At 34.3% G+C, this 20,321-nt stretch carries 19 protein-coding genes, 1 pseudogene and 4 other annotated features (1 of these 24 cut by a window edge); of the genes and pseudogenes, 13 read left to right on the forward strand and 7 right to left on the reverse strand.

The window, feature by feature from the left end; genetic code table 11:
- Nucleotides 1–16: 16 nt before the first annotated feature.
- On the reverse strand, nucleotides 17–1,519 hold the full coding sequence (locus AC1DS7_RS12020; RefSeq protein ID WP_002127892.1) for a malate:quinone oxidoreductase: 1,503 nt from the start codon (nucleotides 1,517–1,519) through the stop codon (nucleotides 17–19).
- A 421-nt stretch (nucleotides 1,520–1,940) separates the two neighbouring features.
- On the opposite strand from AC1DS7_RS12020, the gene AC1DS7_RS12025 reads away from it, so the two are divergent.
- Together AC1DS7_RS12025 and AC1DS7_RS12030 are read left to right on the forward strand one after the other, a co-directional pair.
- Nucleotides 1,941–2,987 carry a DUF2332 domain-containing protein gene (locus tag AC1DS7_RS12025; protein WP_016101169.1) on the forward strand — a complete coding sequence of 349 codons (1,047 nt, stop codon included), beginning with the start codon at nucleotides 1,941–1,943 and terminating at the stop codon, nucleotides 2,985–2,987.
- A gap of 111 nt (nucleotides 2,988–3,098) precedes the next feature.
- Entirely contained in the window at nucleotides 3,099–3,635 is a 537-nt protein-coding gene (locus AC1DS7_RS12030; protein ID WP_016101170.1) for a DinB family protein, read from the forward strand.
- A gap of 263 nt (nucleotides 3,636–3,898) precedes the next feature.
- Here the strand turns inward: AC1DS7_RS12030 and tnpB are convergent, their stop codons facing one another.
- Both tnpB and AC1DS7_RS12040 read right to left on the reverse strand, forming a co-directional pair.
- Nucleotides 3,899–4,027 carry an IS66 family insertion sequence element accessory protein TnpB gene (gene tnpB / locus AC1DS7_RS12035; protein ID WP_002127887.1) on the reverse strand — a complete coding sequence of 43 codons (129 nt, stop codon included), beginning with the start codon at nucleotides 4,025–4,027 and terminating at the stop codon, nucleotides 3,899–3,901.
- The gene (locus AC1DS7_RS12040) at nucleotides 4,008–4,490 is read right to left on the reverse strand and encodes a hypothetical protein (RefSeq protein ID WP_016101171.1); all 483 of its coding nucleotides are present in this window, start codon (nucleotides 4,488–4,490) and stop codon (nucleotides 4,008–4,010) included. Before AC1DS7_RS12040 ends, tnpB begins: the two co-directional genes overlap by 20 nt.
- Before the next feature lie 130 nt (nucleotides 4,491–4,620).
- Here AC1DS7_RS12040 and AC1DS7_RS12045 point away from each other — a divergent pair.
- Together AC1DS7_RS12045 and AC1DS7_RS12050 are read left to right on the forward strand one after the other, a co-directional pair.
- Nucleotides 4,621–4,760, forward strand: a pseudogene (locus AC1DS7_RS12045) (sigma-70 family RNA polymerase sigma factor); the annotation flags it as partial.
- Between the two features lie 90 nt (nucleotides 4,761–4,850).
- Nucleotides 4,851–5,396, forward strand: coding sequence for an NADPH-dependent FMN reductase (locus tag AC1DS7_RS12050; RefSeq protein ID WP_016101172.1), 546 nt, complete (start codon nucleotides 4,851–4,853; stop codon nucleotides 5,394–5,396).
- Between the two features lie 100 nt (nucleotides 5,397–5,496).
- On the opposite strand, the gene AC1DS7_RS12055 is transcribed toward AC1DS7_RS12050, so the two are convergent.
- Complete coding sequence (locus tag AC1DS7_RS12055; RefSeq protein ID WP_016101173.1) at nucleotides 5,497–5,982, reverse strand: GNAT family N-acetyltransferase; 486 nt, start codon at nucleotides 5,980–5,982, stop codon at nucleotides 5,497–5,499.
- A 52-nt stretch (nucleotides 5,983–6,034) separates the two neighbouring features.
- Nucleotides 6,035–6,415, reverse strand: a complete 381-nt coding sequence (locus AC1DS7_RS12060; RefSeq protein ID WP_016101174.1) for a VOC family protein — start codon at nucleotides 6,413–6,415, stop codon at nucleotides 6,035–6,037.
- A 261-nt stretch (nucleotides 6,416–6,676) separates the two neighbouring features.
- Here AC1DS7_RS12060 and AC1DS7_RS12065 point away from each other — a divergent pair, with 261 nt between their 5' ends.
- The 4 genes from AC1DS7_RS12065 (at nucleotide 6,677) to AC1DS7_RS12080 (ending at nucleotide 10,453) form a co-directional block, all read left to right on the forward strand.
- Nucleotides 6,677–7,168, forward strand: coding sequence for a hypothetical protein (locus AC1DS7_RS12065; RefSeq protein WP_016101175.1), 492 nt, complete (start codon nucleotides 6,677–6,679; stop codon nucleotides 7,166–7,168).
- 216 nt (nucleotides 7,169–7,384) lie between these two features.
- Nucleotides 7,385–8,839, forward strand: a complete 1,455-nt coding sequence (entB, locus tag AC1DS7_RS12070; protein WP_476998994.1) for a cell wall-binding protein EntB — start codon at nucleotides 7,385–7,387, stop codon at nucleotides 8,837–8,839.
- A 462-nt stretch (nucleotides 8,840–9,301) separates the two neighbouring features.
- Nucleotides 9,302–9,724 (forward strand): SMI1/KNR4 family protein, encoded by a 423-nt coding sequence (locus tag AC1DS7_RS12075; RefSeq protein WP_098498497.1) that lies wholly within the window; start codon nucleotides 9,302–9,304, stop codon nucleotides 9,722–9,724.
- 54 nt (nucleotides 9,725–9,778) lie between these two features.
- Nucleotides 9,779–10,453 (forward strand): hypothetical protein, encoded by a 675-nt coding sequence (locus AC1DS7_RS12080; RefSeq protein WP_476998995.1) that lies wholly within the window; start codon nucleotides 9,779–9,781, stop codon nucleotides 10,451–10,453.
- 29 nt (nucleotides 10,454–10,482) lie between these two features.
- Here the strand turns inward: AC1DS7_RS12080 and AC1DS7_RS12085 are convergent, their stop codons facing one another.
- Entirely contained in the window at nucleotides 10,483–10,986 is a 504-nt protein-coding gene (locus AC1DS7_RS12085) for a kinase (protein ID WP_012261159.1), read from the reverse strand.
- A 234-nt stretch (nucleotides 10,987–11,220) separates the two neighbouring features.
- Nucleotides 11,221–11,451 (forward strand) — a binding site (T-box leader).
- Between the two features lie 106 nt (nucleotides 11,452–11,557).
- Here AC1DS7_RS12085 and serS point away from each other — a divergent pair.
- From serS to AC1DS7_RS12100, 3 genes are all read left to right on the forward strand, one after another.
- Nucleotides 11,558–12,832, forward strand: a complete 1,275-nt coding sequence (gene serS, locus AC1DS7_RS12090; RefSeq protein WP_427351901.1) for a serine--tRNA ligase — start codon at nucleotides 11,558–11,560, stop codon at nucleotides 12,830–12,832.
- Nucleotides 12,833–12,893: 61 nt separating this feature from the next.
- A complete protein-coding gene (locus tag AC1DS7_RS12095) occupies nucleotides 12,894–13,433 on the forward strand; it encodes a GNAT family N-acetyltransferase (RefSeq protein ID WP_012261157.1) in 540 nt (179 codons plus the stop codon).
- Nucleotides 13,434–13,475: 42 nt separating this feature from the next.
- Nucleotides 13,476–14,000 (forward strand): cysteine hydrolase family protein, encoded by a 525-nt coding sequence (locus AC1DS7_RS12100; protein WP_476998996.1) that lies wholly within the window; start codon nucleotides 13,476–13,478, stop codon nucleotides 13,998–14,000.
- A gap of 245 nt (nucleotides 14,001–14,245) precedes the next feature.
- Here the strand turns inward: AC1DS7_RS12100 and AC1DS7_RS12105 are convergent, their stop codons facing one another.
- Nucleotides 14,246–14,683, reverse strand: a complete 438-nt coding sequence (locus AC1DS7_RS12105; protein WP_002032800.1) for a YndM family protein — start codon at nucleotides 14,681–14,683, stop codon at nucleotides 14,246–14,248.
- Nucleotides 14,684–14,833: 150 nt separating this feature from the next.
- Between AC1DS7_RS12105 and AC1DS7_RS12110 the strand changes: the two genes are divergently transcribed.
- Nucleotides 14,834–18,346, forward strand: a complete 3,513-nt coding sequence (locus AC1DS7_RS12110; protein ID WP_476998997.1) for a DUF4020 domain-containing protein — start codon at nucleotides 14,834–14,836, stop codon at nucleotides 18,344–18,346.
- Between the two features lie 108 nt (nucleotides 18,347–18,454).
- Nucleotides 18,455–18,691 (forward strand) — a binding site (T-box leader).
- Nucleotides 18,692–18,745: 54 nt separating this feature from the next.
- Nucleotides 18,746–18,982 (forward strand) — a binding site (T-box leader).
- Between the two features lie 194 nt (nucleotides 18,983–19,176).
- A complete protein-coding gene (locus tag AC1DS7_RS12115; RefSeq protein ID WP_002013433.1) occupies nucleotides 19,177–20,253 on the forward strand; it encodes a bifunctional 3-deoxy-7-phosphoheptulonate synthase/chorismate mutase in 1,077 nt (358 codons plus the stop codon).
- A gap of 9 nt (nucleotides 20,254–20,262) precedes the next feature.
- Nucleotides 20,263–20,321 (forward strand) — a binding site (T-box leader) (it continues 161 nt past the right edge of the window).

The raw sequence follows: 20,321 nt of genomic DNA on the forward strand, positions 1-20,321 counted from the left end.
TTTTTTAATCTATTCATTAATTGTGAACAGCTTCTTTTTCATTTAACCCAAGTGTGCGTCCTGTTGAAGCATGAAGCTCTTGGAACAGTCTTGGATTTTCCGTAAGTGACACGCCGTAAGAAGGGACCATTTCTTTTATCTTTGGCTCCCATTCTAGTATACGTTCTGGGAAGCATTTTTCTAATACTTCAAGCATAACGTGAACCGCAGTAGAAGCACCTGGAGAAGCACCAAGTAACGCAGCGATTGATCCGTCATTTGCACTAACAACTTCTGTACCAAATTGAAGTGTTCCTTTACCACCTGCATCAGTATCTTTAATTACCTGCACACGTTGTCCAGCAACGACAGTATCCCAATCTTCACTTTTAGCGTTCGGAATAAACTCACGTAATTCTTCCATACGCTTTTCGTGTGATAACATAACTTGTTGGATTAAGTATTTTGTTAATCCCATTTCTTTTACACCGGCTGCTAACATCGTTAAGACGTTATTCGGTTTTACAGAACCAATTAAATCAAGGTTTGAGCCAGTTTTTAAGAATTTAGGTGAGAAGCCTGCAAATGGTCCAAACAGTAAAGCTTTTTTATTGTCTATATATCTCGTATCAAGGTGAGGTACAGACATTGGTGGAGCACCAACTTTAGCTTTTCCGTATACTTTTGCATGATGCTGCTCTACAACTTTTGGGTTTTTACATACCATAAATAGTCCACTTACTGGGAATCCTCCAATATGTTTTGACTCAGGAATACCAGTCTTTTGAAGTAGAGGTAGACTACCGCCACCGCCGCCGATAAAGACGAATTTCGCAGTATGATGTTCAATTTTGCCACTATTCATATCATGTACTTTTACTTCCCACAAACCATTCTTCGTGCGTTTAATATTTTCAACACTATGTTTGTAGTTTAGCTCAACATTTTTAGTTTTTAAGTAATCAAATAACATGCGCGTTAACGCACCGAAGTTAACATCTGTTCCAGAGTCAATCTTCGTTGCAGCCATAGGTTCATTAGAATTACGACCTTCCATAATGAGTGGAAGCCATTTTTTTAATGTGTCAGGTGCATCAGAAAATTCCATTCCTTGGAATAGAGCGTTTTTTGAAAGCGCTTCAAAACGTTTTTTTAGAAACTCTACATTTTTTTCCCCTTGCACCAAACTCATATGAGGTAGTGGCATAATAAAATCTTGTGGATTACGAATTAAGTTTCTTTTTACAAGATAAGCCCAAAATTGTCTTGAAAGTTGAAATTGCTCATTTACTTTTACAGCTTTACCAATATCTATAGACCCGTCAGATTTTTCGGATGTATAGTTAAGCTCACATAGCGCAGAATGTCCTGTACCAGCATTATTCCATTCGTTAGAACTTTCTTCTCCGGCATTAGCGAGTTTTTCAAATACTTTAATTTCCCATTCAGGTGCCAATTCTTTAAGTAATGATCCTAACGTTGCGCTCATAATTCCTGCGCCAATTAAGATAACGTCTGTTTTTTGCTGCATGTTGCTCATGATAATCTCTCCATCCCCTATATTGGCAAAAAAGAGTAGGTGTTTTTTATATCTAAGCCGTAAAAAGAAAACACCGCCTAGGCCCCACCTAGGTACTTACCTTTTTTGTCTCAATTATATAACCATCTCATAGTCTATTATAATAATTAATAGACTAAAATATCTAGTGTTATCTGATAATTTTAAACTATTTAACGTTTTATTTCATAGAATTCTTCTGTCATAAGGATAAAAAGCATAGTAGTAAAGCGGGATTTGGAGAAGAATTCCAGTTTGATGTTATGTCAAAAAAACTTCTATTTTTATGTTTTATCTTTGGAAACTAGTAAAATTCTATTTTCGTGACATCTAATTTGAAAAAATAGAGTAAATAACAAATAAATGATAAGATTATTCTGAAAATAATTAAGGAGGGATACCAATGCTTACAAAAGAACAAGTCGCAAACTTATTTCGAAACTTTTCTGTGAATGAATGTAAAGGATCTAGTGACTTATACGAATATTTATCAATAAAAATTTCTGAAGATGAGGAAGTTCTTACGTTAGCTTCCTACGCACAACCTGGTCAACCAGTCCCAAACTTATTATTAGGTGCAGTCCATTATTTATTGTTAAAAGGAAAAGAGCACAGTTTAAAAAACTATTATCAAAGTTTAGTTGAAAATGCTGATATAAATTTTGAAAATGCCTTTTACCAATTTAAAGATTTTTGCCATGTATATCGAGAAGAAGTTATCTCTTTATTACAAACGAAACTTGTTCAAACGAATGAAGTAAGACGATGTGCCTATTTATATCCAAGTTTCTGTTACATATTTAATAAAGTGAACAAGCCATTGGCGTTAATAGAAATTGGTACAAGTGCGGGATTACAACTATTTTGGGATCAATATCGTTATTCATATGGAACGGAAGAAGTGTATGGAAATACACAATCGAATGTTCATTTACAATCAGAAATAAAAGGGGAGAAGAAGCCCTCCTTTTTAAAACAAAGTCCACCTGTTATGGAAAGAATCGGACTAGATTTACATGTGAATAATTTAAATGATGAAGAAGATTATTTATGGTTACGCGCGCTTATTTGGCCAGAACATAAAGAAAGACTTGAACTATTCGATCAAGCAGCAACGCTTGTAAAAGAAAAATCAGTACAATTAATTGAAGGGGACGGTGTAGCACTTCTTCCAGCCATTGCAAATCAAATAAGGGAAGATGCTGTAATCTGCATTTTCCATACACACGTCGCAAATCAAATACCTGAAAATGTAAAATATAAGCTAGAAAAACAAATTAAAGAAATAGGTGCAAAACGTGATGTATTCCACCTATATAACAACATGTGGGACCGGGACCTTCATATTGATTATTATATTAACGGAAACGAATATTGTGAAACGGTTGGGGAAACGGAAGGGCATGGGAGATGGTTTAGTTGGGGGCTTGGGGATAAGCCGCTTTGTTAATGTAATCCTATAGGATGGGGACATTTTGTTTTAAAATTAAATTTTTTTGATTAATATGATAATAATTTATGATAAGTTGTATATAAGGATAAAATAAAAAGGATGATAAGCATGCAAAAGAGACCAGAGGCAAATGAATATAACCCGTATTATTCAACGTACATAAACTTAATACCAGATGGAGATATCATACATATTCTAGAGCAACAAATGAAGGAAACGAATCTTTTGTTGAAGGATATTTCTGATAGTGAGGGACATTTTAGATATGCTCCTAATAAATGGAGTATCAAAGAAGTAATCGGTCATATTGCGGATACTGAACGTATTATGGCGTATCGATTGCTTTCCATAGCAAGAGGCGAGACAGCAGAACTTCCTGGATATAACGATGATATGTATGTTCTTAGAGCAGCTTTTGATAAGCAATCTATGCAAGATCTTCTTGAGAACTTAATAGTTGTTCGCCAATCTACTATGCATTTGCTTAAAAGTTTAGATAAAGAAGCTTGGTTACAAAGGGGAATTGCGAACAATTCTGAAGTCACGGTTCTTGCATTAGCAAACATAATTGCTGGTCATGAGCTTCATCATCGTCAACTTGTAAAAGAACGTTATTTGGGTTCTAAGGCATATCCAGCATGTTAAAATATGAAAATAAAAAGAGAATGATTCATAGGGAATTTCTGAATTATTCTCTTTTTATTTTTCTGCGTATCAGTGGAATTATAAATGTTTTTTTACAAGGTCTATTCCTTCTCGTTGATGCTAATAGGGGGCACTATACATGCCCATCAAGCTAAGGGTGGGTATTGGGGTTTGTGTAGCAATGGAACCAAATCACGCAATAAGCATTAGCGAACATTAGAAATAGTAAAAATGCCACTTTTTCCTGTTAAAACGGGGTGATTTTAAATTTCAAATTCTTCTTTTACAACAGTCGCTAGTCCATCAATTGATTTACGTAAATCTGTTTCCCCTTGTGCAAGATATACTTTTTCTATTGTGATTTCTGACGGCTTATTTATTAGTAAATTCATCGGGAGTCCAAGTAGCGATTTCATTCCCAGGTGCAGCAACTACAAGCCAATCATCAAATTGGACCCCAGCTTGCCAGCATTCATAATAGCCATGAAACCCATTTACAAACATGATTTGCCCGTTCTCAAATGTTATAAATAAATGCGGAGATTCATTAGCAAGTTGTATGTTTGTAACTTTTTGTCTTTTTACTTCAAAAATTCTCTTATATTCTTCCTCCTCAGTATAATCGTCAAATTCCTCCTCATTAGAAGGGTACTTTTCTGGTGGATTAATAAATAAAAACCATTTCGATTCGATGTTGACATATAATTGCCCATCATAATCAACTGCAGCTTCAAAATTTGTAAAATGAATCTTTATAGTTGCTGGAGAAATACCAAATTGCAATCCATCAACTTGTGCTCCTATGAAGAGATGTTTTAATACATTTTCAGCATAAAGTTTGTCTTCTTTGTTCATTATACGAATCCTCCTTTCTGTAAAATATACAGTATGTCTTTATTGTAATAAATAAATTTTTATGTAAAATGAACCTTTTGTGAGAAACGGGCGAATATAGTGTGAAAGATCATGAGAGGGTAACGTAATTTTGGATGAAGTAGAATTAAAAGAATGGCTGAATAAAATGGAGTCTGGAGACCAAGAAGCCTTTCGAGTTATTTATAAATTAACAAGTAAAGATATTTATAGACAGTAGTATTTTTATTAGGGAATCAAAAGCAAGATGTCAAAATTGATGAATGTATAGCTTGTTAAATAGTTCAATATTTTTGATTTTTCTCTGGCTGCATAAGTATGATGTTTGTAGGAGGGGATCATATGAGTATACACAAAAAAATCATAGCGATTTCAGGAAGTATTAGGGAAGGATCATCCAACACAAACATATTAAAAACTTTAGCAGCATTTATTCCAGAAGGTATAGATTACACTATTTATAATGGGATAGGGGAACTACCTCATTTTAATCCGGATGTAGATCGAGTTGAAGCACCGATTGTTGTTGAAGAATTTCGAAAGACATTAAGTGAAGCACATGCACTTATTATTTGTACACCAGAGTACGCAAAAAGTATTCCAGGAGTTTTGAAGAATGCATTAGAATGGCTTGTTTCATCAGCGGAACTTTATAAAAAGCCAGTGGCTATTATAACAGCTTCACCATCAATTGCGGGAGGGGATAAAGCCCATGAATCTTTATTACTTACACTAGGTATGCTAGATACAATTGTCGTTCAAAATGGCTCGTTATTAATCCCATCTGTGCGAACTAAATTTAGTGATGATGCAAAAGTAACAGATGAGGATACAAAGAAAGCTCTTATCTCTTTAGTTCAAAGTGTAGTAGACGAGATAAAGAAATAGTGATTTAGTTCGTATTAAGGTGAAAATGGGACTTTTATAATAAAAAAAGATAAAGGCAACGCTACGGTTAGTTCAAATGTAGCATTGCTTTTTTATATATTTAAATATATGTACTCAAAATCTCCCCAGGTAATCCATCAATCTCGCAAACTTTTTCAGATGTAAAACCAACGTTTAGTAAAATCTTCCGAGAGGGGGTATTGCTCGGATCGATAATTGCCTTTAGTACGCTTACATCTGTCTGCTTCGCTATTTCAATTAATTCTCTTGCAATATAACTACCATATCTTTTTCCCCAGTGCTCTGGCAAAATCATATACCCAATTTCAGCTTCTTTTACATGATCTTCATTCACTGTTACATGTCCAAGGCCGATAAATTCATTTGTTGCACTGTCATAAACTTTATAAGACCCAAACAGTTTATGCTTTTCATTGCGCCTTAACAATTTTTCATAGTCGTTTTGTGCCTCTTCTAGCGGAATAGCACGCTCTGTAATTTGTGCCATCACTCTTTCATTTGATACGAGCTGGAAATATGGATTAAAATCTGTTGCTTCAAATTTTTTGAAATGTAGTTTATGCATAGGGTTCCTCCAAACGAATTTTTATTAGTTCTTCAGAAAAGATAAACGATAGTTAAATAGTGATTTCTATTTGATTGCCTTCCGGATCACTAATTACACTTTCGTAATAGCCATCTCCAGTGAAACGTGGTCCATTTAATAAAGGAGAACCAGCTTCTTTTAACGTTTTTGTTAGTTCATTTACACGTTCTTCACTTCCAACTGAGAATGCCATATGTGCATAACCAGTAATATTAAGGTTAGGCTCGTTTTCTATGCCTTTCTTACGCATAATTTCAAGGCGCGCTCCAGATTCGAACGTAATAAAATAAGATTCAAAGTGTTTCGCTTCATTATGATATAAAGAGTTTGCTTTACCGTTAAAATACTTTGTATAGAAAGTACGCAGTAATTCTAAATCATTTACCCAAATTGCTATATGTTCGATTTTCATTCGTTTCACCAATCCTATCTTTATGTAAATTAAAAAATATGTACTCTGTAATAATTAGCGAAATTCAACAACACTAATTAGATGTTCACTTTATTAAATTTGCATGCATATTGCAAGAAATAAGAATGGACGTTAGGAAAAAGCGGATTGTAATGAAAAAATTTTATTAATGGTATTAGATAATTTTTAAGTCATAACATGCATACAATGTCTAATTAAGTGAATTACGTACGTCAAAATTTCAAATAAGGAGGGACATTTGTGGGGCAATTTGAACAAATGGTGATTGCCGGTATTTCCATGTCTTTTATACTGTCTATTATGATATTAGGGTCTACATATTATAATCCTCGCCTTTGGTTAAATGATTATCCGAAAGATATTCAAAAAGTAGTTTTGCCAAAATCGATAAATGAAAAAAAACAAACGTTTTATTTCGGAATTATTTACAATATTATTCTCTTCGGAACGCCTTTAGTTTCTACATATATACTACATCACCATGGGAAATTATTGTATATTGAAGCCTATTTACATACTTTTGGGATTGTAATGATTTTCAATTTAGTAGATTTATTAATAATCGATTGGCTTATATTTTGCTGGATTACTCCGAGGTTTGTTGTTATTCCTAGTACTGAGGGAATGAAAGGATATAAAGACTATAAGTTTCACTTAAGAGGTGCAATAGCTGGAACGCCATTTTTAGCAATTGTAAGTTTATTTTTGGCAGGAATTGCGACAACTATCTAGTGTGAAGTAGAAGGTCATGAAGAGTTTATAGAAGATAAGTAGATTTATAATGTATAGAATTAGAAATGAAAATTTGATAATATTGGAGTGGAAAGTTTTAAAAACAGTATATTAAGTGGTATTAATATACTATTACAAATGTTTTGATACTCTGTGGAATTCCCTAATTTTATGGAAGGATTTCATAGAACTCAAAAAAACGCAATGGAGGCTAATATGAAAAAAATAATTGGCGCAGCAACAGCAACAGTTCTTGGATTGGGGGCTTTTACCACATCTGCTATTGCAGAAACTATCGTAACAGCGGATGTACTTAACGTACGTGAAAAGCCAACTACGGAATCAAAAGTTGTCGAAAAAGTAAAAGAAGGACAAAAGTTAAAGGTCATACATACTGAAGAAGGATGGTCAAAAATTGATTTAAATGGTAAAGAATTGTTTGTAAGTTCGGAGTATACAAAAGATATTTATCATGTAACAGCAAACCTATTAAATGTACGTACTGAAGCAAACACAGAATCAGAAATTCTTGGCAGACTGAAACAAGATGATGTAATTGAATCAACACATCAAGTAAAAGATGGATGGCTGCAATTTGAGTATAAAGGAAAAACAGCCTATGCAAATGTTTCTTTCCTATCAAGTACAGCACCAATTGAAAAGAAAGCTGAAGAGAAAACGAAGCGAGTAGCGAAAGTACAAAAAGCAGTTAAAGCAAAGGAAGAAGTAAAAACGCAGAAAGAAGCAAAAGTACAAGAAATAGCAAAAGCGAAAGAAACAACAAAAGAGCAGAAAGAAACGAAAGCAGAAGAAATAGTAAAGCCTAAAGAAGAAGCGAAAGTAACAGAGAGAGTAAAAGTTAAGGAAGAAACGAAAGCAGAAGAAATAGYAAAGCCTAAAGAAGAAGCGAAAGTAACAGAGAGAGTAAAAGTTAAGGAAGAAATGAAAGCAGAAGAAATAGCAAAGACCAAGGAAGAAGCAAAAGTACAAGAAATAGAAAAAGTAAAAGAAGAAGCGAAAGCGCAAGAAATAGCAAGGACTAAGGAAGAAGCAAAAGTACGAGAAATGGAAAAAGCTAAGGAAGAAGCAAGAGCGCAAGAAATAGCAAAAGCTAAGGAAGAAGCAAAAGCACGAGAACTGGAAAAAGAAAAGGAAGAAGCAAAAGCACAAGAAATAGCAAAAGCTAAGGAAGAAGCAAAAGCACGAGAAATAGAAAAAGCAAAAGAAGAAGCAAAAGCAAAAGCGCAGGAAATAGCAAAGGCTAAGGAAGAAGCAAAAGCACGAGAAGTAGAAAAAGCGAAAGAAGAAGCGAAAGCAAAAGAAGCAACAAAGACACAAGAAGTATCTAAAAATAACATACAGTCTGCTAAACGTGAATTAACGGTAGTAGCGACAGCATATACTGCTGATCCAAGTGAAAATGGTACATACGGTGGACGCGTTTTAACTGCGATGGGTCATGATTTAACGGCAAATCCTAATATGAGAATTATTGCAGTAGATCCGAAGGTAATCCCATTAGGATCTAAAGTATGGGTAGAAGGTTATGGAGAAGCTATTGCTGGTGATACTGGTAGTGCTATTAAAGGAAATCGTATTGATGTTTTAATGGGTTCAAAAAGTAAAGCTATGAACTGGGGAAGGCAAACTGTTAAAGTAAAAGTTTTATAATAATTATAGTTATCCAAATAGAAGTCAGTTCTCTAATATTGAGACTGGCTTTTGTTTTTGAGTTAGTGTAATTCATTGGAAAACTTTGTTGATCTGACATAGGATTTTTAAGGGATGTGTTGCTAAATCTGCACCAAAACTTAAATTAAACATGAAACTTGTATTATGTCTATAAAATACAAATATATTAAGAACGAGCTGAGTTTTAATTTTTATTTAAGTGAGTTTGTGGTTTGGTGTGGAACTGAAATTTATCGGGAAATACAGAATACTAGTATGATGGCAATGAAGAGTTAACGTATAATGAAATATACAAATAAAACCGATTAAATCATTTACATAGCATTTTTATATAACATAATTGTTGGAGTAATCAGGCTGAAAGTGATGAAGTTGCGGTTTATTGGCAATTATATTTTGAATTACAATATTGTAATTAAGTTTAAAGGACAGGTGTATTTCATGAAAAAAGTAAGAGGATATATTGAAACAAAGAAACAAGGAGTATTTGAATTACATATAAAAGAAACCGAAGAAAAGTTAGGTGCTATTTTTCCAGCACAATATAGGGATCTTTTTAAATTAGTTAATAACGCCGAAATAGGAGAATGGATACTATATCCTATTAAAGATAATAGAAATTTAGTGAAAACTTGGGATGATATAGTTAGACAAAACGTTGAGTTGAGCGATGAGCATATGCCTGAAGATCTTATTATAATTGGTGACGATGGTTCAGGGGATAAATTGTGTTTTAAAATAAATAACGGAATAATGGATGATGAAATATATATTTGGTATCACGAAGATGCTGAAATTGAAGAAATAGCCCCAAATTTAAAAGGTTTTATTATAGAAACTATTCAGGAAGATGACGACTTGTAATGTTTATTTTCTTATAATAAAGTGGATCAGATTTAAATGAAGCGAGGATTAAAAATGACAATGGAATTATATGGCGAACATTGGGATGGAATAAAAGGATATAGAGTAATGGAAGGGAAAGATTCATATAATCATTATTTCGGTGGTCAAGATTGTGAATTACCATTGTGTAAGTTATGCGGTGAGAAAATGCATCAAATTTTTTGTTTTGATTTGAAAGATGAGAAACTTGCTGAACTTAAAAATGCTGAATTGATTGTATTACCATTCATCTCTTGCTTGAATTGTGCGATGGTGTGGGAGCCGCAATATTTTCAATTAAGTAATGGGGGCAAAGCCGTACAAATAATAAAACAAGACAATACGGAAGAGTGGATTATGGAAGCTGAGTATAAGCTACCGGTCAATCTTCCAAAAACTAATGTAAAGCTAACGAATATGAAAAATGAAGATATACCTACTGATGAAGATAGTTACTGGGAAGCTTTTGACTTATTCGGTTCGGAATATATATGTAGATTGTTAGGAGCGCCTTTATATGGTGATGTTCCAGAAGATTTAGGATGTCCAACTTGTTCGAAAGAGATGAAATATGTTGCTACAATTACACAAGATCTTGAAGAACGGGAACTTATTTCAGTAGTTGATTTTCTGTTCGGTGAGATGAATATATATTATTACTTATGTAAAGATTGTTCCGTTATGAAAACTGAAATACAAGGAATATAAAAGAATAAGACTGACATAAAAAGTCAGTCTTATTTTTGATGTGTCACATCATTAAGAATCGCATGAAAGATGTCTTTTTGAATGAAATCATCTGTAAAAATAGTTTCTTTATCAACTTCAATTGTATCGTGAGGGTTATACCATTTACTTAATAAATCCTCACCAAACTCATGTCGTTTTTCTCTTGTATTATGTCGTCTAATGGTTTCCTCTAGTGATAAATCGAAGTAATATGTATGTGCGTCGTCGTCAAAATAATGTATTAATTCTTTTAACATATCTCCATATCTACCGCTGTTTAGAATACCTTCTAAAATAACAAATTTACATTTTCCTTTTCCATACTTCGTAATTTCAAATAGTAAATCATGAGATAAGTTACCCATTGTGTCGTGCACTTTTAACATATCTCTACGTACGGCATCTTGAGAGACTAGTAGTGTCCCTTGCCCGAAATGCTCTTGCAGTTCTTTTGCGATTGTTGTTTTGCCACTTGCGGAGTTTCCTCGAAGAATAATTAATGTTGATTTCAAATTCTCATCTCCAAATTGTTTTAGTTTTTTGCTTTGTTACATTGAAAATTGTTTTAATAAGCGTTTCTCGCCAGTTTATAGAAGCTATTGCTTTCAAAGTGATATGAGACATCGTAAATAACCTCCAGTTTATTTGTGGTTTGATTATAGGAACACTTTATTTTAAAGATACAATATTTTCTTGAAAAATAAACAGAATTATTGTAAAGTAATGATAATTAAAATTTATATTGTTTAAAAGCTATGAAAGGAAATAGTAACAAGTATCTTTTCTTTTAGAGAGTCGGTGGGTGGTGTAAACCGATAGAAAACGCTTGTGAATCCGTCCTTGAGCGAAATGTGGAACCCTTCAATGTGAAGTTAGTAATCGTTTCCGGTTAAAAACCGTTAATTTTTTAAGTGGAAAGCTTTTATATTCTATGCTTTCAACTAGGGTGGCAACGCGGGTTAACTCTCGTCCCTTTTATAGGGACGGGAGTTTTTTGTGTTTTTTTAGTGAAATTCCCTATCTTAAAAGCTTAACGTGAACGAAGAAGATGACATTAGTCACTTATTAAAGGAGAGATAAGACATGTTAGATGTAAAAGTATTACGTGCTAATTTTGAAGAAGTAAAGAAAAAATTGATTAATCGCGGTGGAGAGTTTCTTGAATTGGATACATTTGAAGAATTAGATCAAAATCGTCGTGAACTGTTAGTAGAAGTAGAAGAATTAAAAAGTAAACGTAATGGAGTATCTGAGCGTATTGCGAAGTTAAAGCGTGAAAAACAAGATGCAAATGAACTTATTAGTGAAATGCGTGAAGTAGGAGAAAGTATTAAAACGTTAGATGATGAGTTACGTAATGTAGAAGAGAAATTGAATTCTATATTATTGTCATTACCAAATATACCTAATGAAACAGTGCCTATTGGAGCATCAGAAGACGATAATGTTGAATTACGTAAGTGGGGAGAAATAAACGAATTTTCATTTGAAGCAAAACCACATTGGGAAGTTGCTGAAAAATTAGGGTTACTAGATTTTGAACGAGCAGCAAAAGTAACAGGAAGCCGCTTCGTATATTACAATGGCTTGGGAGCACGTTTAGAGCGAGCGGTAGCTAACTTTATGCTAGATTTACATGTTGAAGAACATGGATACACGGAAGTAATTCCACCGTTTATCGTAAATAGCGATAGTTTAATAGGAACAGGACAATTCCCAAAATTTAAAGAAGATGTATTTACATTAAAAGATACAGATTACTCTTTAATTCCAACGGCGGAAGTACCATTAGCGAACTATTATCGTGACGAAATATTAAATGGTGCAGAATTACCTATTAATTTTACTGCTCATACGCCATGTTTCCGTTCTGAAGCTGGTAGTGCAGGACGTGACACGAGAGGGCTTATTCGCCAGCACCAATTTAGCAAAGTTGAAATGGTTAAGTATACCAAGCCAGAAGAATCATACGATGAGTTAGAAAAATTAACTGCGAATGCCGAAAGGGTACTACAATTGTTACGATTACCTTATCGAGTTATCGTATTATGTACAGCTGATATAGCATTTCCAGCTGCGAAAACATATGACATTGAAGTTTGGTTACCAAGTTATGGGGGATATCGTGAAATATCTTCTTGCTCAAACTGTGAAGATTTCCAAGCGCGTCGTGCAAGCATACGTTTCCGTCGTACACCAGGTGCAAAACCAGAATTTGTGCACACATTAAATGGTTCTGGGTTAGCTATAGGGCGTACAGTAGCAGCAATTTTAGAGAACTACCAACAAGAAGACGGCTCAGTTATAATCCCAGAAGTATTGCGTCCATACATGGGGGGAGTAGAGGTAATTAAATAAGAAAGATGATGATGTAAAATAAAGTTTAGCAGTTTATAAAATACTAGCAACGAGGTGCTACATGTTGTTTCAAAACAATAATTTATCGGTTAGATATGTAATAGAAGAAGATGCATCTATCATCTCTAAATGGTTAACAGATCCAGAAGTCCTGCAGTATTACGAAGGACGAGATAATCCGCAATCTGTAGAAAAGGTGCTTGATCATTTTATACATCATCCAAACGGTCATGAAAAAAGATGTTTAATAGAATTTGATGCCGTTCCAATTGGTTACATTCAAATGTATCCAGTTGATTTTGAATGGAAAGCGTTATATGGATATGAAGAATCACAAAATGTATGGGGCATGGACCAATTTATCGGTGAACCACTCTTTTGGGGAAAGGGAATTGGAACAAAACTCGTTCAAGCAGCAATTACATACATTATGAAAGAAGTGGGTGCAGAAGCAATTGCAATGGATCCTAAAGTAAATAATGAACGTGCGATAAGCTGTTATGAAAAGTGCGGATTTAAAAAGGTGAAGATACTAAAGAAACATGAACTGCATGAGGGGAAATTAGAAGATTGTTGGATGGTAGAATATAAACAATTATAATAAATATGCAGGGGCTTATAAAAATAAAGGGAGCTGTGTGAAATGAAAAAGGCATTACTAGTTATTGATGTGCAAGCGGGTATGTATACAGCAGGAATCCCAGTACATAATGGGGAAAAGTTTTTAGAAACGTTGCAAGAGCTCATTGGGGAATGTCGTTCAAATGGTATTCCGGTTATTTATGTACAACATAACGGGCCAAAAGATCATCCGTTAGAAAAAGGTACAGATGGCTGGAAAGTGCATGCGGCGATTGCTCCGCGAGAAGGGGAGCTTGTCGTTGAAAAGACGACTCCAGACTCATTCCATAAGACAAACTTAAACGAAGTGTTACAAGGAAAAGGGATTGAGCATGTTATTATTTCAGGAATGCAAACAGAGTACTGTGTTGATACGACAACGCGAAGAGCGTTTAGTGAAGGGTATAAAGTAACATTAGTAAGTGATGCACATAGCACATTTGACACAGATGTATTACGCGCTGAAGATATTGTAAAACATCATAATGTTGTGTTTAGATCATTTGCAGATGTTATTACGTTAAAAGATTTAAAAGTAAAAGCGTAATTACAGAAGTTGCTGTCTCTTAAGGGGGCAGCTTTTTTATTTGAAGATAGGCTATCAAACGTTGTCGATAAATCGATATTTCTTGTCGAACCGTTGATATAATTAGAGTTACGATAGATATATTTCCAAAATCGTTGATATAATTTCATTCACCGTATTGATAGTACATAAAACAAAAAGGAGCGCCACATCGTCAAAAATTCGACTGATGAGACAGCTACTTTTTTGCACCAGTAATTATGGCTTTATTTCTTCTTATCTTTATCCAACACATTCTGTTCTTCAGCAAACTCCGTGCCATATGCAAACCGGCGATTAATTCGAATGTTATCATTGCTGTGCCTTGTGTGGGAATTAGAAAAGCGATGGACGATTACTTCAGATAATGTAAAGACGATGGCAGAAAGGATACTGCCCCATGCAATTTGCATGTAGTTGTCTAATAAAATATTACCGAAAATCCAAACACTTAAATACGTAAGTAAGAAATCCGTCATAATGGCAGCGGAATTGCCAATTCGATTTAAAATAATTTTATCAACAAACATATAAGAAACGATTGTGACGAAGAGACTAAAAGAAATGATTTGGACGAGCGTTGCTGGGAAAAATAGAGCTAGTCCGATACTAAAAGCGATGATGCATGATATAAATTTGATAAGTATTACAGTAATATCACTCAATATTTACACCTCCCATTTATACATAGTTTTACAATAAATTCAGGAGTTCATACATTGGAACGGTTTAATTTATATAAAACTTTATCATGCTGAAATTTTATCTAAATATTAAAAAAACAATTAAAAAATGTTATAGTGAAATGAGAGCGTATGACATTTTTAGGTAAGGGGGAATCCGGGATGTGGATAACTTCAGAAGTAGAAATTCCAGATGAGTTAATCGATCACCTTGAACAAGGTAAGTTAGTATTATTCGTTGGAGCAGGAGTTTCTATGAAGGGGAAATCAAACTTACCGAATTTCGATGATTTAGTTGATGAAATTTCGAAAGCTTTATATGTCGAAAGGCGTGAGATGACAGAACCCCACGATTATTATCTCGGTAAAATTGCGAAAACGAAAGATGTGCATCAAGTTGCAAGAGACCTCGTTAATATAGAAAAATCAAAACCAAATCCATTACACTATGCGATTCCAAGGCTGTTTCCGTTAGATACGGATGTTCGAATTGTAACGACAAACTTTGATCAACATTTTACGTCTGTAATTACAGAAATGAATAGAGAGCTGAATATTTATTATGCACCTGCTTTACCGACAGGGAGAGCGTTTAAAGGGTTGGCTTACATACATGGGAATGTAGAACAAGAGAAAGAAGCTTTAATTTTAACGGATGGTGATTTTGGAAGGGCTTACTTAACAGAAGGATGGGCGAGACGATTTTTAGTTGATTTATTCTCAAATTACACTGTTTTATTCGTTGGGTATAGTCATAATGATCCTGTAATGAAATATTTAGCAACAGGCTTACCACCGAGTACAAGGCGTTATGCTTTCGTCGCACAAGGTGATAATACATATCATTGGGAGCATTTAGGGATAAGACCGATTGTGTATCCGAATAAAGCAAATAATCATCAGGCGCTTGTGAAAGCGGTGAAGCGGTGGGCGGAATTAATGGGGGATAATTATATTACGAAAAGAATGCGTATTCGTGATATTGTAACCGTTCCTCCATCAGTAGAGCAGGAGCAATTATCCTATATAAAACAGTCAATAAAAAAAATTGAAACCGTTCGGTACTTCGTTGAATTTGCTCGTGATTATGAATGGGTGGAATGGCTTGAAGCAGAAGGGAAACTAAGAAATTTATTTCTACTTACAGCAAATTATGATGAAGTAGATGAATTGCTTGCGGAATGGTTGGTGGAGCAATTTCTATTTAGTCATCAAAAAGAACTATTTCAATTGATTTTTAAAAATCATTCTAAAATATCCCCATTATGGTGGCGAACAATTTGTACTTACTTAAACGAAACGAAAGAAACGATGGACCCTTTGTTGTTTGCAAGATGGACATTGCTTTTATTAGAAACAGCAGAGAAAGATAGTAGCTCTATTGAAATAATCACATATTTATTGCAAAAATGTTCTTTCCCTGAGCATAAAGAAATTGGCTTGTTGCTATTAACGTTTATTTTAGATGGGAAACTTAAATTGAAGCGTGTAAGAAGATGGGGAAATGATACGCAAGAGTCGATTGAACTCGAGGAATCGAGTCGTATACCGATGCCTATTTTTTCTCATGTGGAGCGAATTTGGAAAGAGAAAATGAGACCACATATCGCTTACTACGCAAATCCGATTATGGTTACGGGGTTAGAAAAGATACAACTATTGTCATTAAGACAAAATGCACTGAAAAGAAGAGATAGAGAAATTTCAGAGCAGGAGTTACAGCAAAATGATTTTACATTTTTAATTCAAATTGTAAAAGAGTGTCTTACATATTTATGTGAAAACAATGAAAAAAAAGCAAATCATTATATTACAGAAATGATAGAAACTGATAGTGTACTTCAAAAGCGAATTGCAATTGAAGCAATGATTAATAATGTATTCGTTACAGCGGATGACAAACTGAAGTGGTTGTTACATGTAGATGTTCTGTTAGATTTCACATGTAAACATGAAGTGTTTCAACTTTTAAAGAATTATTACGCAGATGCTTTAGAGGAAACGAAAGAAGAAGTAATTCAACATGTATTAGAGTATCTTGCAGAAGAGAGGGCGTTTGATGCTTGTCTTGTATTAGACTTACTATTCACGTGTGATTCGAATAGTAAGTGTACGGCGGAAGGATACGAGCTAATGAAACAGAAACACCCCCATTTTTCTTCAGATCTATACAGTGTTCCAAAGAAAGAGGCAAATGAACAACGTATTACATGCAATGTAACAGCTGATGGATTACTGCAGCTGAAAGACGATGAAATAATGGAGCAAGTTCGGCAATTTTCAAGAGACGGTGTTTTTGAACAACGCCATTTTTCAGAGATGTTATCAAAAGCGTGTAAATTGAATGTAGAGTGGAGTATTTCGTTTGCTTATCAACTAGTAGGCGTGCACGAAATTAGTAATGAAGTATGGTTTGTGTGTATTAGAGAATGGCGAAATAATAGGAATTTGGCGAATGAACAAATTCAAAAAATCATTCCGTTATTGCAGAAATTTATTAGAAATACTGCTTTTCATTGGTTAATTAGTAGTTTTCTATATGAAATTAGTAATCGATTAGAAGAGTTAGATGAAAATAGTATAAGGATTGTAAAACGCTTTGCTTTTTCTGTACTTCCACAAGTTATGAGAGGGGAATCGGATTTTAAGATTGGAAAACAAGAGTTTTACAATGAATCTATACAGCATCCTGTTGGGAAGATGACCGCTGTATTACTAAAACTGCTAGCATATGATCATTTATACGATCGCAACGTGTATGAATATTTATTTTTATTTGAGGAGCAGGTAAGGGTTACTTCGGAAAGAACGAATTTCATGTTTGCGCGTTTAACAGCAGATATTACGTTTTTATACCATATTGAGAAGCAATGGTGTCGGAAAAATGTATTACCTTACTTAGATTTAAAGAAAGAAAGTGAGCTTACGAAATATGCGTGGGCGGGATTATGTTATACGCAAATTAATCTACCTTTGTTTACAGAAATAAGACGATATATTAGGTATGCAGTAGAACATTTAGATGCACTACATCCATATACGAGAGAAGCATTTTTAAAATGGCTTAGCTTTGTATTTATTAAATGCGTATTATATTGGGAGCAAAAAACAGATTGGTTATATCCACTTTTGATGCAAGAAAACGAAGAGAATAAAATTAAGTTTATGCAGTATTTATGCTACTACGTAAAAACGTTAAGTGGTAAGGAACAACAAAAATTTTGGACAGCGTGGCTTAGTGTGTTTTTAAGAGAACGTCCGAAAATGGGCGTAATAACAACGAGAGAATATATGATGCTTTTACGTATTGTTTTATGCATGGATGAGGTTTTAGAAAAAGGATTAAATATTATTTCTAGTAAATTTCAAGGTGTGGAAGGACAATCTAATCAAGAAGAAATGAAACAGTTGTTTATAGAGATACTTGAAAAGAAAGAGCGTATGAAAGCGTATAAAGAATTGTATGCAAATGTGTTTTTTACTTTACTGCAGACGTGTCAAGAAGCCGATTTACTTGAAAGTGAGATCATACAAATAAAAGAACTATTAACCAGGTATGAAGTAGAAAGACATGTATTAAATTTAATAGAAAATGAAATAATTCGCATCGGAATCGTAACGGAGAATTTACAAGAGGAATCATAGGGCGGAAGTGGAATTTTAAAAAAATATATAAAAAGTTATTGACAGTGTTTTGAAAAGCGTTCTATAATACGAATCATACTTATTCAATTTCAAAAACATTTGAATAAACAAAGTGCAATGAAGAGATCACAGTAGTGGTTAGTCTTACTGTAACAGAGAGCTGGTGGTTGGTGTGAACCAGTACAGGGATAATCATGAATTACAGTCTTGGAGCATCTTTTTCGTAGTAAAGATAGTATTGTCTTTATGAAGGAAAAGCGGTCAATTGATCGTTAACAGTGAAGAGAGGTAGACGGAAAGTTAGTCTACAACTAGGGTGGTACCGCGATAAATATCGTCCCTACTGATTTATTCAGTAGGGACTTTTTGTATTTTAGTGGTCCAACTTGAAAATAAAATAGTCACGCGTTGAAAGGAAAAGAAGTAGTTGTTGTTTCCCTGTAACAGAGAGCTGGTGGTTGGTGCGAACCAGTACAAAAACAAGAGCGAATTACAGTCCTGGAGCATCTTTTTCGTAGTAAAGATAGTTATTGTCTTTATGAAGGGAAAGACGGTCAGATGATCGTTAACAATGAAGAGAGGTAGGCGAAATAAGTCTACAACTAGGGTGGTACCGCGATAAATATCGTCCCTACTGATTGAATCAGTAGGGCTTTTTTGTACAAAAAAGTGGCTTATTAACCAGTAGTTAGTGTCTTTATGGTAATTATTAGTTTAAAATAAGAAGAGGTATCGATTCCACTTTAAATTTGTATAATTTATCAGTTCAGAAAATAGAGAATTTTTCATTCTCTTACTATACTTTTAAAACATTAGAGGAGGATTTCCAAATGGCAAATCATGAATTAGATCAATTACGTAAACAGGTAGATGAAATTAACTTACAACTATTACACTTATTAAACAAACGCGGTGAAATCGTTCAAAAAATTGGGGAACAAAAGCAAGTACAAGGTACGAAACGTTTTGACCCAGTACGTGAGCGTGAAGTACTTGATATGCTTGCAGAGCATAACGAAGGACCATTCGAAACGTCAACGATTCAACATATTTTCAAAACGATTTTCAAAGCAAGCTTAGAATTACAAGAAGATGATAACCGTAAAGCATTACTAGTTTCACGTAAAAAGAAAAAAGAAAATACAATTGTTAATGTTAAAGGTGAATTGATTGGAAACGGAACACAAACGTTCATCATGGGACCTTGTGCGGTAGAAAGTTTAGAGCAAGTTCGCCAAGTAGGGCAAGCGATGAAAGATCAAGGACTTAAATTAATGCGCGGCGGTGCTTTCAAACCGAGAACATCTCCATACGATTTCCAAGGTTTAGGAGTAGAAGGTTTACAAATTTTACGACAAGTAGCAGATGAGTTCGACTTAGCGATTATTAGTGAAATTTTAAATCCGAATGACGTAGAAATGGCGCTAGAATACGTTGATGTAATTCAAGTTGGAGCACGTAACATGCAAAACTTCGATTTACTACGAGCTGTAGGTAAGGTTAATAAGCCAGTATTACTAAAACGTGGATTAGCAGCAACAATTGATGAGTTCATTAATGCAGCGGAATACATTATTGCACAAGGAAACGACCAAATTATTCTATGTGAGCGTGGTATTCGCACATACGAAAGAGCGACACGTAACACATTAGATATTTCAGCAGTACCGATTTTAAAGAAAGAAACACATTTACCAGTTATCGTTGACGTAACACATTCAACAGGACGTAGAGATCTATTATTACCAACAGCGAAAGCGGCACTTGCTATTGGAGCAGATGCAGTAATGGCTGAAGTTCATCCAGACCCAGCAGTTGCGTTATCAGATTCTGCGCAACAAATGGATATTCCAGAATTCCATAGATTCATGGATGAGTTAAAAGGTTTCAAAAATAAATTATCTTAATTCCATATCATAAATGCACTGAAGAGGAAACAGTAGTGCTTATCTCACTGTTAAAGAGAGCTGATGGC

Source organism: Bacillus sp. P4_E1 (assembly GCF_056401715.1).

Excerpts from the sequence above, each read along its gene's own strand:
- AC1DS7_RS12020 (WP_002127892.1), bottom strand. The coding sequence starts at position 1,519 with ATGAGCAACATGCAGCAAAAAACAGACGTTATCTTAATTGGCGCAGGA.
- AC1DS7_RS12025 (WP_016101169.1), top strand. The coding sequence starts at position 1,941 with ATGCTTACAAAAGAACAAGTCGCAAACTTATTTCGAAACTTTTCTGTG.
- AC1DS7_RS12030 (WP_016101170.1), top strand. The coding sequence starts at position 3,099 with ATGCAAAAGAGACCAGAGGCAAATGAATATAACCCGTATTATTCAACG.
- tnpB (WP_002127887.1), bottom strand. The coding sequence starts at position 4,027 with ATGAATTTACTAATAAATAAGCCGTCAGAAATCACAATAGAAAAAGTA.
- AC1DS7_RS12040 (WP_016101171.1), bottom strand. The coding sequence starts at position 4,490 with ATGAACAAAGAAGACAAACTTTATGCTGAAAATGTATTAAAACATCTC.
- AC1DS7_RS12050 (WP_016101172.1), top strand. The coding sequence starts at position 4,851 with ATGAGTATACACAAAAAAATCATAGCGATTTCAGGAAGTATTAGGGAA.
- AC1DS7_RS12055 (WP_016101173.1), bottom strand. The coding sequence starts at position 5,982 with ATGCATAAACTACATTTCAAAAAATTTGAAGCAACAGATTTTAATCCA.
- AC1DS7_RS12060 (WP_016101174.1), bottom strand. The coding sequence starts at position 6,415 with ATGAAAATCGAACATATAGCAATTTGGGTAAATGATTTAGAATTACTG.
- AC1DS7_RS12075 (WP_098498497.1), top strand. The coding sequence starts at position 9,302 with ATGAAAAAAGTAAGAGGATATATTGAAACAAAGAAACAAGGAGTATTT.
- AC1DS7_RS12080 (WP_476998995.1), top strand. The coding sequence starts at position 9,779 with ATGACAATGGAATTATATGGCGAACATTGGGATGGAATAAAAGGATAT.
- serS (WP_427351901.1), top strand. The coding sequence starts at position 11,558 with ATGTTAGATGTAAAAGTATTACGTGCTAATTTTGAAGAAGTAAAGAAA.
- AC1DS7_RS12095 (WP_012261157.1), top strand. The coding sequence starts at position 12,894 with ATGTTGTTTCAAAACAATAATTTATCGGTTAGATATGTAATAGAAGAA.
- AC1DS7_RS12100 (WP_476998996.1), top strand. The coding sequence starts at position 13,476 with ATGAAAAAGGCATTACTAGTTATTGATGTGCAAGCGGGTATGTATACA.
- AC1DS7_RS12110 (WP_476998997.1), top strand. The coding sequence starts at position 14,834 with ATGACATTTTTAGGTAAGGGGGAATCCGGGATGTGGATAACTTCAGAA.
- AC1DS7_RS12115 (WP_002013433.1), top strand. The coding sequence starts at position 19,177 with ATGGCAAATCATGAATTAGATCAATTACGTAAACAGGTAGATGAAATT.